Raw genomic sequence first — 16,569 nt, forward strand, 5'->3', positions numbered from 1 at the left:
TTATAAGCAAACGAATTTTAAAAATAAAATAAAAATAGCAAACCTTTAAATCTTATATCTAAGTTTTTGTAGAAATTGGTTGTAAAAATTTATTTTAAAATATAGAGCTCGCATTTTAATTCTTTATAAATAGAGACGGAACCATATTTTTTTCAAAATAAAAATTACATTTTAGTAAATAATTCTTCTTAATGTATAATATTACATATACTGTAAATTACAAATGGAATTTTTAGATATCTTTTATAATTGAAAAATATTTAAATATTCCTCATGAAAATTAAGTTTTGATTTATTACATTTGTTGAAACCATAATAAAAATTAAATACTAATGAATTTACACGAATACCAAGGAAAAGAGTTATTGAATAGTTTTGGTGTAAGAATTCAACGTGGAATTGTTGCAGATAATCATAAAAAAGCAGTTGAAGCTGCAAAACAATTGGCTACCGAAACAGGTACCGGTTGGTGGGTTGTTAAGGCTCAAATTCATGCCGGTGGTAGAGGTAAAGGTGGTGGAGTTAAATTAGCAAAAAGTTTAGCAGAAGTAGAAAGTATTTCGGAAAGTATAATAGGTATGATGCTAAAGACGCCTCAAACTCCGCCTCAAGGAAAAAAGGTTAGTCAGGTATTAATTGCTGAAGACGTTTATTATCCTGGAAAAAATGAGCCTGAAGAATATTACATGTCTGTACTTTTAAATAGAGGTACTGGAAAAAATATGATAATGTATTCAACCGAGGGAGGTATGGATATTGAAACTGTGGCAGAAAAAACACCTCATTTAATTTTCACAGAAGATATTGATCCTTTATTAGGATTGTTACCATTTCAAGCTCGTAAAATTGCATTTAATTTAGGTTTATCTGGAGTTGCATTAAAAGAAATGATAAAATTTGTTACTTCATTATATACTGCATTTGTAGAATCTGATTCTTCATTATTTGAAATTAACCCAGTGTTAAAAACATCAGATGATAAAATTTTAGCTGTAGATTCTAAAGTAACTATAGATGATAATGCTTTATTCCGTCATAAAGATTTGGCTGAATTAAGAGATTTAAGAGAAGAAAACGATATAGAAGTTGAAGCAAATGCTGCTGGTTTAAATTATGTAGATTTAGACGGGAATGTTGGTTGTATGGTGAATGGAGCAGGATTGGCGATGAGTACAATGGATTTAATTAAACAATCAGGTGGTGAGCCAGCTAACTTTTTAGATGTTGGTGGTACTGCAGATGCAAAACGTGTTGAAACTGCTTTTAGAATTATCTTAAAAGATGAGAATGTAAAAGCAATATTAGTAAATATTTTTGGAGGTATTGTTCGCTGTGATAGAGTTGCTCAAGGAGTTATTGATGCTTATAAAAATATGGGCGATGCTATAAAAGTTCCTATTATTGTTCGTTTACAAGGTACTAATGCTGTTGAAGCAAAACAATTAATTGATGATAGTGGTTTGGACGTGATTTCGGCAACAGAATTTCAAGAAGCTGCTGATAAAGTTCAAGAAGTACTTGATAAATAGGAAATTAAAATATAAAATAAATAAGCCTGTTGAATTTTAAATTCAACAGGCTTATTTATTTTATAATAAGTTCCTATTAGCTTTTTAAATGATTCTTTTTAAATCTTTCAAATTTGTTTTCAGTATTTTTAGGCCAACTATTGTTACTTAAATTAACATCAGCAGTTTGTTCATTTGGATCTAAAGTAATCTTTTTAATTGCCTTTGCCGAAGGAAATAATTTAGTTACTTCCTTGTCATTTTTTCTCCAGATTTCAGCAGGATATTTTTTAATTTCTTCAGAGCCATCTTCGTATTCAAACTTCACTATAATTGGCATTACTAAATCACCAGGTTTTTCAAATTTTAATTCATAAAAATATTTTGGAGTAGTTAGCTCATTTTGTTCTTTTGAATTGAAATTTTGTTGTATATAGTCTTTTAAAATTTGATAATCTTCAGGTGATTTTTTCTCTAAACTTTTTGAAAAATCATCGCTTTCTTCTGAAACTAAAAATAAAGAAGGAGGTATTTGACTTTCAGGAATTCCATATCTTTTAAAAATTTCTATCGCATTTTTTGTAGGTTTATCTGAAATATAATATTTCTTAACATCTTTAATTCCAATATCATTATTTCCTGTAGTGTAAAACCAACCTCTCCAAAACCAATCTAAATCCATTGCAGAAGCATCTTCCATAGTTCTAAAAAAATCAGCAGGTGTAGGATGTTTAAATTTCCATCGTTTAGCATACGTTTTAAATGCATAATCAAATAATTCAGGCCCCATAATACTTTGTCTAAGTATAAATAAACCTGCTGCTGGTTTTCCATATGCATTAGAACCAAAATTAAAAACATTATCTCCTTGAGACATTATTGGAGCCAATCTACTTTGATCACCTTTCATATAGCCAACAATATTTTTAGGATATTTAGACATTGGGAAAATTTCAGAATCGTATTCATATTCTGCTAAAATTTCTAAAAATGAATTTATTCCTTCATCCATCCATGTCCATTGTCTTTCATCAGAATTCACAATCATAGGAAAGAAATTATGACCAACCTCATGGGTAATAACACCTATCATTCCTTTTTTAGTTCGTTCACTAAATTTTCCATTTTCATTTACTCTACCAAAATTAAAGCATATCATTGGGTATTCCATTCCCATTTCTACATTTATAGATGATGCTTGTGGATAAGGATAATCAAATGTGTGTTTTGAATAAACTTTAAGTGTATTAGCAACAACTCTTGTAGAATGTTTTTCCCATAATTCTTTACCTTCTTTAGGAAATAGGGAATATGCCATTACAGTTTTTGTTTTCAGTTTTACAGCCATGGCATCCCACATATAATTTGCCGATGTTGCAAATGCAAAATCTCTCACGTTATTAGCTTGTAGTTTCCAAGTTTTAGTTTTATTGCTTTTAGTTTTTGAAGCAATTAAGGCATCTTCTGGAGTAACAATATAAATGGGGTTATTATAGGTTTTTTGAGAATCTAAATAAGCTTTGTACTGTGTTTTAGATAAAACTTCTTTAGGGTTTTGAATAGTACCTGTGCCGTTTAAAACAAAATTATCTGGAATTGTAATAGATACATTGAAATCTCCAAATTCTAAAGCAAATTCACTAGAGCCCCAAAATTGTTTATTTTGCCAACCTTCAATGTTATTATAAACAGCCAATCTTGGGTAAAATTGGGCAATTGCATAGGCTGAATTTCCATCTTCAAAAATCTCATATCCAGATCGGCCTCTATCTACAACATAGTTATTGATGTTATACCACCATTTAATTTTAAAAATAAATTCTTCTCCAGAAGCTAATGGCTCATTTAAATCAATACGCATCATTGTTTGATTTATCATATAGTTCAAACTGTTTCCATTTTCATCTTTTACCTGTTCAATTTTAAAGCCTCCATCAAAAGGCTTTCCCATAAAACTTTTAGTGAATTTTGAAGGAGAGTATAAAGTTTTTGGACCATTTCCATTTCTATCGTTTCCTTTAGAATTTGCAGCTCTTACATTTTGATCTAATTGAACCCATAAATAATCTAAATTATCTTTAGAATTATTATGATAAGTAATTGTTTCATTACCCTTAATTAGATGATTTACATCATCTAATTCAATATTTATATTGTAATCTACTTTTTGTTGTGTGTATTCGTAGCCAGGAGCACCAGAAGCTGTATGTTGTTTATTGGGAGTTGGTAATTCCTGATTAAGCTGTTTAAATTTACTAGTGTTGTAATGACTTTTTTGGTTTGTTTCTTGGGAAAAAACGGAAGTTGATACTATTACTATTGAAAGTAATGTAAAGAAAAATCTATTCATCAAATTTCATGATTGAGTTTAACCTCAAAATTAAAAAAAAATTAACAAAAAAGATTCAAAAAACTTACAATTTTAACAAACCTTTATATGTTTTATTGTCTAAATAAAAGGTCTTCTGTTTTTTGTTCGCATTTATTTTAATTATGTTTTGTTGATCTTGAAAATCTCTTATTAAACAATTATTAAAAACTTCAATTGAATTGAGTTTTGGAACATTCGCTATTTCTAAATAAAACCGAATTATATCATCGTCATATTCCTTACCTATATAATCAAATGGAATTTCAACATTGTTAACAATAACCTTAAAATGCTCATTTAAATACGCTTTAAAATATTTATTAGAAGAAGGTGATTCTTCTTTTGTATTCAGATTTATTTTTACGTTAAAATCTTTCATGAGAGTATATTCCAAATCGTTAACAAACAAACCCATTGTAATTTCAATTGATTGTTTTTCGGGTATATAATCTATTTCACACAAACTAATGTAGTATTTATGAAGCGAGAAAGCTAATAGTGGAACAAGTAATAATAAATAGAGGCTTTTAAGCTTCATAAAGAATAAGTATTTAAATTATAAAATAACAAAAAGCATTCCAATAAAAGGTGTTTTTTATAGTTATGGTTTTAGAGCTTTAAATTTTGAAGCGTGTTCAACTAAAAAGTTTTTTATAAGAAATTCGTTAGAATCGTAATATTCGGTAATTCCCTGGTCTTCGCAAAAATCTATAAATTGAAATATTTTATCTTTTTGAATATTTAAATCATTGGTGAAAAAGTTTTCACCATAATTAGTTACTAAATTTTTAATAAATATATCCTGATCGTCAGTACGTTTTTTTAATTGCTTTTTTTCTTTTTTTCTTTTGAGCCTTCCTTTTTTTAAGAAAAGCTCATCAGCAATTTTAAAAGCTAAGCCAAGTATACTAACTCCATTAGAACTATTTCCTATAGGATCTACATGTTTTCTCATATCTGGAGGTCGGTTGGTAACTACATCATTTTCATAATCAACCACCATGTTTTTATGAATATAAATATTACTTACATCAATTTTTATATTTTGATTTAAAGTTATTTCATCTAATTCATTAAATCCATCTTCTAAGTAAACAATCATTTTTTTAGCTTTAAGATGATGGTCTGAAATAACAATTATACGTTTACTAAAATTAATAGATGAAAAAACTATTGAATCTCCAAGTGAGGCATTTAAATTAAATTCGCCCATTTTATTACTTGAAGTTCCAGTAACTTTTGTTTTATTAACAATATTAATATCCTTCAGAAAAATTGAATCATATTTTACAATTCCATTTAATTTAACCACTTCTTGTCCAAAAGATTTTAAAACAATTAAAGTGAAAAGAAGGAAGAATAAAACGTTATTTTTCATTGTATGATTTACTTTGGTTATTTAATATTTCAATAACATCCAATACCTTATTGTTATAATATTTATCCATTATATTATATGGTTCGCAATATTCAATAAAAAGAAAAATCTCTTCTTTTGGTATTTTAAGTGTACTTACAAAGTAATCAATTCCTAGTTCTTTTTTAAGGTTTATAGGAAATATTTTTTGTTTATTTAATTTTCTTTTTAAGGCTTTTTCTTTTTCTAATTGTTTGTTAATTCTACTTCCTTGGCCTCCATTAGCCAGATAATTTGGATTTGTAAAAGATTCTGCATTAACTTTTGAGTTATTTCCAAAGTCATTACCTGATAATTTCTTGTCTAAATCACTTAATTTAAAACTAAAATTAGCGTTTGGTGTTCTGTTTATGGGCGTTTTTATTAAATCTAGAGCTAAATTTCCAGTTAATCCACTTAGAAAAACTTCATCTAGTTCATTAACTAGCGGATCAAGTATAATTTTAAGATTTTTTGATAGTAATTGTTGTTTTGAAACCTTAATTCTTATATTTTTATATTCAATTGATGAAAAAAGTAAAACATCGTTTTCTTTAGCCAAAATTTCAAAAGAACCTATATCATTGCTAATAGTACCAAGTTTACTTGTTAAATTAACTATATGTACATCACTTATAAAATTATTTTGGGTATTATTAATTTCACCTTTAAGAATAATTGATACTTCTTGAGAAATAGCATTAGAAGAAAGGAATATGAAAATAGTAAAGTTAATTAGTTTAAGTTTCATTAAAGCAAAGAACGTTTATGAAATCTTAAATTTATATTAATGCATTTGTAAATTTATGTTAATTAGCAAGGAATATAGTACATTTGATTAAATGAGATTTTTATGAAAAAATTAATTATAGCAAGCACATCTACAGTTCATGGAAAGGGTTACTTAGAATATATCTTGCCAGAATTATCAGCCCTATTTAAAGGAATTAAAGAGATTTTATTTATTCCCTATGCAAGGCCAAGTGGAATTTCACATGATGAATATACCAAAATTGCAAGAGGAGCTTTTGCTAAAATTGGAATTGATGTAATTGGTTTACATGAATTTAAAAACCCAATTGAAGCTATTAATAATGCGAGAGGAATTTTTACAGGTGGTGGAAATACATTTTTACTTGTGAAACAATTATATGATACAAAAATTATATCAACATTAAAAAATGTTGTAGAAAACGGTATCCCTTATTTTGGAACAAGTGCAGGTAGCAATATTGCAGGTCTTACGGTTCATAATACAAATGATATGCCTATTATTTATCCTCCAAGTTTTAATACTTTAGGTTTTATTAATTTTAATATAAACCCACATTATTTAGATCCTGATCCAAATTCTAAACATATGGGGGAAACTAGAGAAACTAGAATAAATGAGTTTCATACACTAAATTCAATTCCTGTACTCGGTTTAAGAGAAGGTAGTTGGTTATACGTTAAAGGCTCTAAAATTGTTTTAAAAGGTGATTTATTTGCTAGGTTATTTGAAAAAGGTAAACAACCAAAAGAGTTACCACCAGAAACAGATTTAAGTTATTTAATGTAATTCTAATTGATGTTTAATAATTTCAGAATCGGGTGATAATTTAACTTTATCAGAAATATTTTTAAATGAATTTATTATTTTAAAAGTATCAATAGGTTTTGTTTTTAGTTGATCTCTTAAAATAATTGCAGAAATATATGAATCAGAATTTTCTTGAATGAAGTTGTAACTGAAATCAATAAATTCTTGTTCAATTTTTTTCATAGCTATATTAATTTCTGAAAGTTTCTCGGCATTATTTTCTAGTCGGTACTTTTGAAACTGCGGAAATAAATATTCAATTTTTTTGAATATATTTTTAGATTTTAATTGATAACTAAGCATTTTGTCGTTCAATTCAGAGCCTTTAATTATGGGTGAATCTATAGAATGGCCATTAATATTAATAGTAATTGTTGCATTCTCAATTATTAAAATTGCTTTAGATGAATATTCTTCAAAACTTAAAGCAAATCTTTCAGGATGTTCTACAGATCCTTTAAAACTAAATTTATTATTTTCTATTTTACAAGAGTCTATAATGTAACTTGAGTTTTCAATAATCTTATTTAAATAAATTTTTCGTGGATTAAAATTTACAATAGACCCATCAATGAAAAAGCTATTTTTAATAGCAGCTATTGCTTTTTTTTGTTGCGTAGATTCCTTTTTACAGCAAATTAGTCCTACCAAGCAAATGCAAATTAAAAAAAGATTTCTCATTGCATTTTATAAGTATTAATAGTTTACATATTCAAGAATTTCTATTCCATAACCTGTCATTCCAACTCTTTTTCTATAAGTTTTAGCATTTGATAAAACTTTAAGTTTTTTTATTCCTAAATCATGTAATATCTGAGCTCCAATTCCAAAGTCTTTTTCATCCATTTTTAAATTTGGGGTATAAGATTCGTCGTTATTTTCAGATTCTTTTAAAACAGCTAATCTAGCAAGAAGGTTAAAAGATTGATTTTCTTGATTTATAAAAACAATTGCACCCTTACCTTTTTTATTAATGGCATTAAAAACACCTTTTAATTTATCATCAGGATTTTTTGTTAGAGTTCCTAAAATATCATTGTTTACCAATGTAGAATTTACTTTAACGAGCACCTCTTCATCTGAACTCCATGTACCTTTTGTTAGAGCTAAGTGAACTTGCTTGTTTGTAGTTTGTTTGTATGCTCTTAGGCGAAATTCACCAAAACGTGTAGTAATATTAAAATCTTCAGTTAGTTCAATTAAAGAATCATGTTGCATTCTGTATTCAATTAATTTTTCAATTGAAATAATTTTAATATCATGTTCTTTTGCAATCTCCATTAATTGAGGAAGACGAGCCATTGTACCATCTTCATTCATAATTTCAACAATAACTCCAGCAGGTTTTAATCCAGCTAATCTAGCCAAATCTATTGCAGCTTCTGTATGACCAGTTCTGCGCAAAACACCACCTTGTCTTGCTTTTAACGGAAAAATATGTCCAGGTCTGCTTAAATCATGAGGTTTTGTATTACTGTCAGTTAATGATTTAACTGTAATAGCTCTGTCATGCGCAGAGATTCCGGTAGTAACTCCTTTTCCATGATAATCAATAGAAACAGTAAATGCAGTTCCAAGAGGATCTGTATTTACACCAACCATTAAATCTAAATTTAATTCTTTACACCTATTTTCTGTAATGGGAGCACAAATAAGTCCTCTACCTTTAGTAGCCATAAAATTAATAAGTTCAGGAGTTGCTAATTCTGCAGCAGCTACAAAATCTCCTTCATTTTCTCTATTTTCATCGTCAACAACTATTACTAATTCGCCTTTTTTTATAGAATTTATGGCTTCAGTAATTGTATTTAATTTAATGTTGTTTGTTGAAGTTTTCATTTTGATTTAATTTTTTTAAGTTTATTAAAAAACTTTGTAAGATTCTCTATTAGAGAATCTATGTTAAATATTCCCATTCCTTTTGTAGCTCTTCTTGTTAATAATATTCCAAAAGGTAATAATATTATTGTTGATAGCCAACTTCCTAAAGTACTTGAAATAGCACTTTCTTCAGATAAGTTTTTCCCAAATTGTGATATAAAGAAATAAACAACAAATATTGTTATTGCCATAATCATTGGTAATCCAAAACCACCTTTTCTTATTATTGAACCTAAAGGTGCTCCAATAAAAAATAGAACTAAACAAGCTAATGAAAAAGAGATTCGATAGTTATATTCATAATCGTATAAATTTAATCGCTTCCTTTTATCTTTAAATTGTTTTTTTTGATTTTTAATTCTATCAATTGATCTTTTAACACTCTGAATGGCTGTATTAACTACAGTTTTTTTATTTGATATATTAAAATTGTCTAAAATTTCAGGTTTTAATGAGGCATCAATTAAAGAATCAGGATATTTATATAATTTTTTACCTCTAGCAATAAAATATAGGTTTTCTGCTCGTTCGGCAATGTATTTATCGTAATCAATTTTTTCAACGTTAGATATGGAGTCTAATTGATTGATACTTAACATACCGTGGTGCTGTTTAATATCCGTTTTATCTAAATCTTTTTCATCATTAAAAGAAGAAATATCTATATTAATGGTGTATGTATCAAATTTAGCAGCTGATGCAGGCATCTTTTTCCTTTCAAGGGTAGACATTGAATTGTTTGAATGTTCTTCATAGTAATTTCCATTTTGAAGCGTAAGTGTCATATATTTACTTCCTTCTTCTGTAGAAATTTTGCCTTTTTCTGCTGTAATAACTTTTATTTTTCCTTGAGATGATCTTAAATCTGCAATTTGAACTACTTTTAGCAAGTTTTCTTCTTCTCCATATTTTTCATCAAACTTAATATTAAAACCAGGAATTTCAGTATTAAATGCTCCTGGAACCAATGCTAATGCAGGTTTTTTCTTTTTCATATTTAAGTATAAGTTCTTTTGTTTTAATGTAGCCCAAGGGTACACATTATTTAGAAAAACAAAATTTAAGCAACTTAAAAAAAGTGTTAATATTACTAATGGTCTAATTACTCTATTTAAGGAAATCCCAGCAGATTTAATAGCTGCAAACTCGTAATTTTCAGATAAATTCCCAAGAGCCATAATTGAAGAAAGTAAAATTCCAATTGGTAGGGCAGTGGGAGTAAGAATTAAAGCTAGATATCCTAAAAATTTTAATATAAAAAAGATGTCAATTCCTTTACCTGCAATTTCATCAAAAGCAAGCCAAAGTGATTGCATCACTAAAACAAAAAGAACCACAAAAAATGTGGCTATAAAAGGCTGAAAAAAGCTTTTTAAAATGTATTTATCAAATATTTTCAATGGTATTAATTTGGCTCAGAAATTGTATAATTCATTTGATCTCTGTATTTTGCTTTGTCAAAGATAAAAAGCTTTTCTGATATAGGCTGATTTGTTTTAAAAGATCTTACTTCAAGAGTTGTAACTGTTTTATTTTCACCTGTTTCTATAATATTAAAAATGTGTTTTGTTTTAACATCAATACCAACTAATACATTTAATATCTCAGAATTAGAATCAATAGGTGTTAATTTAACATATTGTATCTTAATACCTTTAACGGTTTTTAAGTCTCCCATATCATAAGTAAAACCATTTTTATAGAATGAAAACATTTTTGAAGGGGTTATAGTTCCTTCATCTTCATTATTGGCATTTTGAATTATAACTTCTTCATCTTCATGAATAATTAAATATGTTTTTTTACCGTCAAAAATTTGCTCTGTCCCCATGTATTTTAAATGGTACAAATCTCCTTTTAAAGTAACTTTACCCATAGTTTCTTGGTGTACATCTGCATCTTCATTATCTAATCTATGATTAAATTCTAGGTAAATATTGTTGTAGCCTTCAACTTTATGAGCAACTTCATCTAAAAGTTTTTTAGCTTCATCGCTATTTTGACTGTATACTGATAAATTGAAAATTGAAATTACAATTAATACTAATATTTTTTTCATTTTATTTATGTTCTTTTACTTTATTGTTTTTCTCCGTCTAATAAAAGGTTAAGAGCCATTTCATCTGGTACTAAAACTTGTCTAGCTTTACTACCTTCAAATTGACCGACAATTCCAGCAGCTTCTAATTGATCAATCAATCTACCTGCACGGTTATATCCTAATTTCAATTTTCTTTGTAATAAAGAGGCCGAACCTTGTTGTGCATTCACAATTACTAAGGCGGCATCTCTAAATAAAACATCTCTTTCGCTTATATCTACATCAAGACTTGTGCCAACTTCTTCACCACTATACTCAGGTAGTATATGTGCTTCAGGATACGCACGTTGAGAACCAATAAAATCTGTAATTTTTTCAACTTCCGGTGTGTCTACAAAAGCACATTGTAAACGTATAACATCATTTCCGTTAGAAAAAAGCATATCACCTCTACCAATTAATTGGTCGGCTCCAGAAGTATCTAAAATTGTTCTTGAATCTATTTTTGAGGTAACTCTAAAAGCGGCTCTTGCAGGGAAATTGGCTTTAATAATACCTGTAATTACGTTAACTGAAGGACGCTGTGTCGCTACAATTAAGTGAATACCAATTGCACGCGCCAATTGGGCTAAACGAGCTATTGGAGTTTCAACTTCCTTTCCTGCCGTCATAATTAAATCAGCAAATTCATCAATAACTAATACAATGTATGGTAAATATTTATGACCGTTTTCAGGATTTAATTTTCTTGATTTAAATTTTACATTATATTCTTTAATATTACGGACCATAGCATTTTTTAACAGATCGTAACGAGCATCCATTTCAATACATAAAGAATTTAAGGTGTTAATTACCTTTGTTGTATCCGTAATAATAGCTTCTTCGGAATCTGGTAATTTAGCCAGATAATGACGTTCAATATGATTAAATAATGTTAATTCTACCTTTTTAGGATCTACTAAAACAAATTTTACTTCAGCAGGATGTTTCTTGTATAATAAAGAGGTTAAAACTGCATTTAACCCAACAGATTTACCTTGTCCAGTAGCACCTGCCATTAGTAAGTGAGGCATTTTGGCTAAGTCTACTACAAAAGTTTCATTAGAAATAGTTTTACCCAAAGCAATTGGTAATTCCATTTCCGAATTTTGAAATTTCGCTGAAGAAATTACAGATTTCATAGAAACCATAGTTGCTTTTTTATTTGGCACTTCAATACCTATAGTTCCTTTACCCGGAATTGGAGCAATAATTCTAATTCCCATTGCAGAAAGAGATAATGCAATATCATCTTCTAAATTTTTAATTTTAGAAATACGAATTCCTGCATCTGGAACAATTTCATATAATGTAACTGTTGGCCCAACGGTTGCTTTTATTTTTGTAATTCCAATATTATAATTGTTTAAAGTTTCAACAATTCTATTTTTATTGGCTTCTAATTCTTCTTGGTCAATAGAAATACTTTCATCATAATCTTTTAGTAAATTTAAGGTTGGAAATTTGTAATTTCCTAACTCAAGAGTATGATCAAATTCACCAAAATCTTTAACTAGTTTACTTGATAAATTTTCTTCTAAATGTTTCTCTTCAACAATATGCTCCACATCTATTGAAACATTATCTTTTGGTTCAGAAGTTTTTATTTTAGGCTTTAAATCTTCTTCATTATTATTTAGGGCAAGTTCAATTTCAGGTTTTTCAACTTCAATTTTAATTTCTTTAGAAATAGTGTTTGAAGGGATTTTATCTTCATTTGATTCTTTTGAAATTGAATTATTTACTTCTGGCTTTTCTATTTCAGATTTATTTGAGACTTCCTTTTTAGCAGGAAACATTGCTTTTAATTTTTCTGGTGTAATTTTAAATCGAATAACTAAATATGATATTAATAAAAATAATAAAATAAGAAATAGTCCTGCTTTACCTAAAAATTGTTGCAGAAAAATATTGAATTCATAACCTATAACACCAGATAATAAAGAATTTTTAGTGTTAAAAAAGCCAAGGGTAATAGATAACCATATCATAGCTAAAATACCCCATCCCCAATTCTTTCTCAAACTATTTAAATTTCCTTTTAAAAAGATAGACATACCAGATAAACACAATAGTACGGGGATGTATATTGAAGAAACTCCAAAACCATCATAAATAAAGAATTGGCTTAAACTTGCGCCTACTTTACCTAAAAGGTTTTTTACAGATACATTTTTATCACTAAAACTATTTAATTGACTTTGATCTTGTTGCCAATTAAAAAAATAAGAGAAAAATGAAATTAATAAAAATATAGAAAATATAACAATAAAGGCACCCAATATTGTTTGTGTTTGTCTATTTCCAAAAAAGGATTTAATCCCAAGAAAACGAGGTTTCTTAATAACTTTGGATATTGTTTTTTTCTTTTTTGCCATTTAAATATATATCCCACAAAAATATAAAATTATTGTGATTGCGTTTAAAATACTAAATAAATTTAGGTATGTAAATAATTAAACCAATTATTACGGCAAATATTGCAGCAAAAAAAGCTGCCCCAGCAGAAATATCTTTTATAACACCTATTTTTTTATGAAAATCAGGGTGTACAAAATCAGCTAATTTTTCTATAGCTGTATTTAAAGATTCTGCTACCAAAACGAGTGCTATTACAAGAATTTGAAACATCCATTCAGTAGCAGAAATTTGCATAATTAATCCAACTATTGTCATAATTATAGCAATAATAATTTGAGCGATAATGCTATTTTCAGAAGTAATAAGAATCTGAAATCCCTTTGCTGCGTATTTTAGCGCTTTTAAGCGATTTAAAATAAAATTCCCTTCTGGTTTCATAAATTAAAGTGCTTTTAATGCAGCTTCATAATCTGGTTCGTCAACAATTTCAGGAACTTGTTGTGTGTAAGTTACTTTTCCTTCTTCATTAATAATTACAATAGCTCTAGAATGTAAATTAGCCAAAGGACCATTTTCAATAGTTAATCCATAAGCTTTTCCAAATTTCCCTTTAGAAAAATCTGATAAAGTGATAACATTTTCTAAACCTTCAGCACCACAAAAACGAGCTTGAGCAAAAGGTAAATCTCTTGAAATACATAATACTTTAGTGTTTTCTAATTTTGCAGCTTCTTCATTAAATTTTCTAACAGACGCAGCACATGTTCCTGTATCTATACTTGGAAATATGTTAAGAACTAATTTAGACCCTTTAAAGTCTTTTAATTTTGCTTTAGATAGGTCTGCTTTAATTAATGAAAATTTTGGAGCTTTTTTTCCAACTTTTGGTAATTTTCCAGATGTTTTAAAAGGATTTCCTTTTAATGTTATTTTAGCCATTTTTATATTTTTTTGATTTATCAATCAAAGTTACTTTAAAAAGTAAAATAACCGAATTTATTTGGTGTTTTTTAATAAAATTATTAATTCTGTTTTTGTAATTTTGATTTTATAAATAGAATTAATTTAAGATAAAAAAATAATGAAAATAATTGGAATTGGTAAGAATTACGTTACTAAAAAAGAAGAAGCGGGTGTAAACAAAGATGGTTTTCAAATAATATTTACTAAACCAGAGTCTAGTTTGGTTACAGGCAATAAAGATGTTAAATATCCTTCATTCACAAATAATTTGGCTTATGAAGTAGAACTAGTTGTGAAAATTGGGAAAACAGGAAAGGATATTTTAGAAGGAGAAGCAGTTTCATATATTTCAGAAATAGGAGTTGGTATTGATTATACAGCAAAAGATGTGCTTACTGCTTGCAGAAATGTAAAGGGACCTTGGGATTTAGCTAAAGGTTTTGATGGTGCAGCGCCAATGTCTTCTTTTAAACCAATTTCAGGTTTTTCAGATGTAGATAATATTAATTTCGACTTAAAAATAAATGGTAAACAAATTCAAGTTGGAAATACTTCTCTTATGATTTATAATTTTGCAGAAATTATTTCTAATGTTTCTAAATATATGACTCTTGAGCCTGGAGACCTTATTTTTACAGGAACTCCAGCTGAGGGAGCAGGAGAGATATTTAAGGGAGATAGGTTGCAAGGTTCAATAGAAGGTGAATTGTTGTTAGATTTTAAAATGGTTTAATTAAGTTACTTTTAATAAATTAAAGGGACAGGAAACAATTTCAATTGAAGTTGTTTCCTGTTTCTTTGTAACTAAATTCTTGTATCTTCGCACTCCAAAATAATTAACCTTGAATTTTAAAAAATATACATCAGAGTTTAAAAACAATATAAAATTGGCCACTCCAATTATGATGGGGTCTTTGGGCCATTTAATGGTTGGGCTTATTGATGATATTATGGTTGGAAGATTAGGTCCTATTCAATTGGCAGCAACTTCTCTTGGTAATAGTTTGTTTTTTATTTCGCTTTCAGTAGGATTGGGATTTTCATTTGCAATTACTCCTTTAATTGCTGAATCTGATGGTGAAAATGATAAAGAAAAAGGGCGCAGTATTTTTCAACATGGAATAATACTTTCAACAATTTTAGGAATAACAATGTTTGCAGTGTTGTTTTTTATGAAACCAATATTGTATTATTTGGATCAGCCAGAAGAAGTAGTTGCTTTAGCAATTCCTTATTATGAAATTGTAGCATTTTCAATGATTCCTTTAATGATATTTCAAGGGTTTAAACAGTTTGCAGATGGTTTATCTGAAACTAAATATTCTATGTGGGCTACTATATTATCTAATATTGTAAATGTTTTTTTAAACTTTATGTTAATATATGGATTGTGGATTTTTCCTCGCTTAGAACTTGTTGGTGCTGCAATAGGAACATTGGTGTCTAGAATTATAATGTTGTTTTTCATATATTATGTTTTATCAAAACAAGAAAAGTTTGCTATTTATCTAAAAAGATTAAAATTTTCAGAATTAAAAAAAGAACGTTTTGGCAGAATTATGAAACTTGGATTTCCTACTGCATTGCAAATGCTTTTTGAAGTAGGTTTATTTACTGCAACTGTACTTTTAGCAGGAACATTAGGAGCTTTTCCACAAGCAGCAAATCAAATTGCCTTAAAATTAGCTTCAACCACATTTATGGTTGCTGTAGGTATAGGTGTGGCAGCAACTATTAGAGTTGGAAACCAAAAAGGATTGAAAAATTTTGTGGAATTACGTAGAATTGCCTTTTCAAATTTTATACTAATATTTATAGTAATGTTTGCTTTTTCAATATGTTTTATGTTGTTTAAAGATATATTACCACGTATGTTTACAGATAATGTAGAAGTGATATCAATTGCTTCTAGTTTATTAATTATTGCAGGGTTTTTTCAATTATCCGATGGAATACAAGCTGTTGTTTTAGGAGCTTTAAGAGGATTACAAGACGTTAATGTACCTTCGGGTATAACGTTTGTAGCGTATTGGATTATTGGATTTCCTATTTGTTATTATTTGGGAAGAACCTTAGAAATGGGTACTTTTGGAATATGGATTGGATTGTTAGTTTCGTTAACTTGTTCTGCAATAATGTTACTAATCCGTTTTAACTATTTGTCTAATAAATTAATTAAAGAAAAAAATGAACTTACCTAAATTTTTAATGGGAGACAATACAGATTGTCCAGATGATATTTTTGTAATACACACTGAATTCCCACGCTTTCTAATTAATTTAGTTGATGATGAAATTGAGTGGTTAGAAGATTTTGCTGGTGAAGATCAACAAGAATTAGAAGTTCAAGTAGCTACGCTAATTGAAGAATCTAGTGAATTTTATGACCGAGAAATGAAACGTTACGAATCTGAATAATTAATA

The 16,569-nt window shown here is 28.1% G+C and carries 16 protein-coding genes; 5 read left to right on the forward strand and 11 right to left on the reverse strand.

Annotation, left to right across the window (positions count from 1 at the left end; genetic code table 11):
* Positions 1-332 precede the first annotated feature (332 nt).
* Positions 333-1,529 carry an ADP-forming succinate--CoA ligase subunit beta gene (gene sucC, locus DAD81_RS06595; RefSeq protein ID WP_111707462.1) on the forward strand — a complete coding sequence of 399 codons (1,197 nt, stop codon included), beginning with the start codon at positions 333-335 and terminating at the stop codon, positions 1,527-1,529.
* Positions 1,530-1,605: 76 nt separating this feature from the next.
* On the opposite strand, the gene DAD81_RS06600 is transcribed toward sucC, so the two are convergent.
* The 4 genes from DAD81_RS06600 to DAD81_RS06615 all read right to left on the reverse strand — a co-directional run bounded on the left by DAD81_RS06600 (position 1,606) and on the right by DAD81_RS06615 (position 6,026).
* Positions 1,606-3,858 carry a M1 family metallopeptidase gene (locus DAD81_RS06600; RefSeq protein WP_111707463.1) on the reverse strand — a complete coding sequence of 751 codons (2,253 nt, stop codon included), beginning with the start codon at positions 3,856-3,858 and terminating at the stop codon, positions 1,606-1,608.
* A gap of 64 nt (positions 3,859-3,922) precedes the next feature.
* Positions 3,923-4,417 carry a DUF6702 family protein gene (locus DAD81_RS06605; RefSeq protein WP_111707464.1) on the reverse strand — a complete coding sequence of 165 codons (495 nt, stop codon included), beginning with the start codon at positions 4,415-4,417 and terminating at the stop codon, positions 3,923-3,925.
* A gap of 63 nt (positions 4,418-4,480) precedes the next feature.
* A complete protein-coding gene (locus tag DAD81_RS06610; protein WP_111707465.1) occupies positions 4,481-5,257 on the reverse strand; it encodes a hypothetical protein in 777 nt (258 codons plus the stop codon).
* Positions 5,247-6,026: a carboxypeptidase-like regulatory domain-containing protein gene (locus DAD81_RS06615; RefSeq protein WP_111707466.1), complete on the reverse strand. Its 780-nt coding sequence runs from the start codon at positions 6,024-6,026 to the stop codon at positions 5,247-5,249. Before DAD81_RS06615 ends, DAD81_RS06610 begins: the two co-directional genes overlap by 11 nt.
* A 102-nt stretch (positions 6,027-6,128) precedes the next feature.
* On the opposite strand from DAD81_RS06615, the gene pepE reads away from it, so the two are divergent.
* Complete coding sequence (gene pepE / locus DAD81_RS06620; RefSeq protein WP_111707467.1) at positions 6,129-6,836, forward strand: dipeptidase PepE; 708 nt, start codon at positions 6,129-6,131, stop codon at positions 6,834-6,836.
* Here pepE and DAD81_RS06625 read toward each other — a convergent pair.
* From DAD81_RS06625 to tpx, 7 genes are read right to left on the reverse strand one after another with little or no spacing between them, the layout of a single operon-like run.
* Positions 6,828-7,508: a DUF4369 domain-containing protein gene (locus DAD81_RS06625; protein WP_157961091.1), complete on the reverse strand. Its 681-nt coding sequence runs from the start codon at positions 7,506-7,508 to the stop codon at positions 6,828-6,830. The two genes, pepE and DAD81_RS06625, sit on opposite strands and share 9 nt — an antisense overlap.
* Positions 7,509-7,553: 45 nt before the next feature.
* Positions 7,554-8,696, reverse strand: coding sequence for a 3,4-dihydroxy-2-butanone-4-phosphate synthase (gene ribB, locus DAD81_RS06630; RefSeq protein WP_111707469.1), 1,143 nt, complete (start codon positions 8,694-8,696; stop codon positions 7,554-7,556).
* Entirely contained in the window at positions 8,693-10,138 is a 1,446-nt protein-coding gene (locus DAD81_RS06635; RefSeq protein ID WP_111707470.1) for an LptF/LptG family permease, read from the reverse strand. The genes ribB and DAD81_RS06635 overlap by 4 nt, the downstream gene beginning before the upstream one ends.
* 5 nt (positions 10,139-10,143) lie before the next feature.
* Entirely contained in the window at positions 10,144-10,797 is a 654-nt protein-coding gene (locus tag DAD81_RS06640; RefSeq protein WP_111707471.1) for a LolA family protein, read from the reverse strand.
* 20 nt (positions 10,798-10,817) lie between these two features.
* On the reverse strand, positions 10,818-13,199 hold the full coding sequence (locus tag DAD81_RS06645; protein ID WP_111707472.1) for a DNA translocase FtsK: 2,382 nt from the start codon (positions 13,197-13,199) through the stop codon (positions 10,818-10,820).
* A gap of 52 nt (positions 13,200-13,251) precedes the next feature.
* Entirely contained in the window at positions 13,252-13,620 is a 369-nt protein-coding gene (locus DAD81_RS06650) for a diacylglycerol kinase (protein WP_111707473.1), read from the reverse strand.
* A gap of 3 nt (positions 13,621-13,623) precedes the next feature.
* Positions 13,624-14,121: a thiol peroxidase gene (gene tpx, locus DAD81_RS06655; RefSeq protein WP_111707474.1), complete on the reverse strand. Its 498-nt coding sequence runs from the start codon at positions 14,119-14,121 to the stop codon at positions 13,624-13,626.
* A 142-nt stretch (positions 14,122-14,263) separates the two neighbouring features.
* On the opposite strand from tpx, the gene DAD81_RS06660 reads away from it, so the two are divergent.
* The 3 genes from DAD81_RS06660 to DAD81_RS06670 all read left to right on the forward strand — a co-directional run bounded on the left by DAD81_RS06660 (position 14,264) and on the right by DAD81_RS06670 (position 16,563).
* Positions 14,264-14,878: a fumarylacetoacetate hydrolase family protein gene (locus DAD81_RS06660; RefSeq protein ID WP_111707475.1), complete on the forward strand. Its 615-nt coding sequence runs from the start codon at positions 14,264-14,266 to the stop codon at positions 14,876-14,878.
* Between the two features lie 109 nt (positions 14,879-14,987).
* The gene (locus tag DAD81_RS06665; protein WP_245949187.1) at positions 14,988-16,346 is read left to right on the forward strand and encodes an MATE family efflux transporter; all 1,359 of its coding nucleotides are present in this window, start codon (positions 14,988-14,990) and stop codon (positions 16,344-16,346) included.
* Positions 16,333-16,563 carry a hypothetical protein gene (locus DAD81_RS06670; RefSeq protein ID WP_111707477.1) on the forward strand — a complete coding sequence of 77 codons (231 nt, stop codon included), beginning with the start codon at positions 16,333-16,335 and terminating at the stop codon, positions 16,561-16,563. The genes DAD81_RS06665 and DAD81_RS06670 overlap by 14 nt, the downstream gene beginning before the upstream one ends.
* The last annotated feature ends 6 nt before the right edge of the window (positions 16,564-16,569 follow it).

It is taken from the genome of Lutibacter citreus (assembly GCF_003260195.1).
GTDB lineage: Bacteria > Bacteroidota > Bacteroidia > Flavobacteriales > Flavobacteriaceae > Lutibacter > Lutibacter citreus.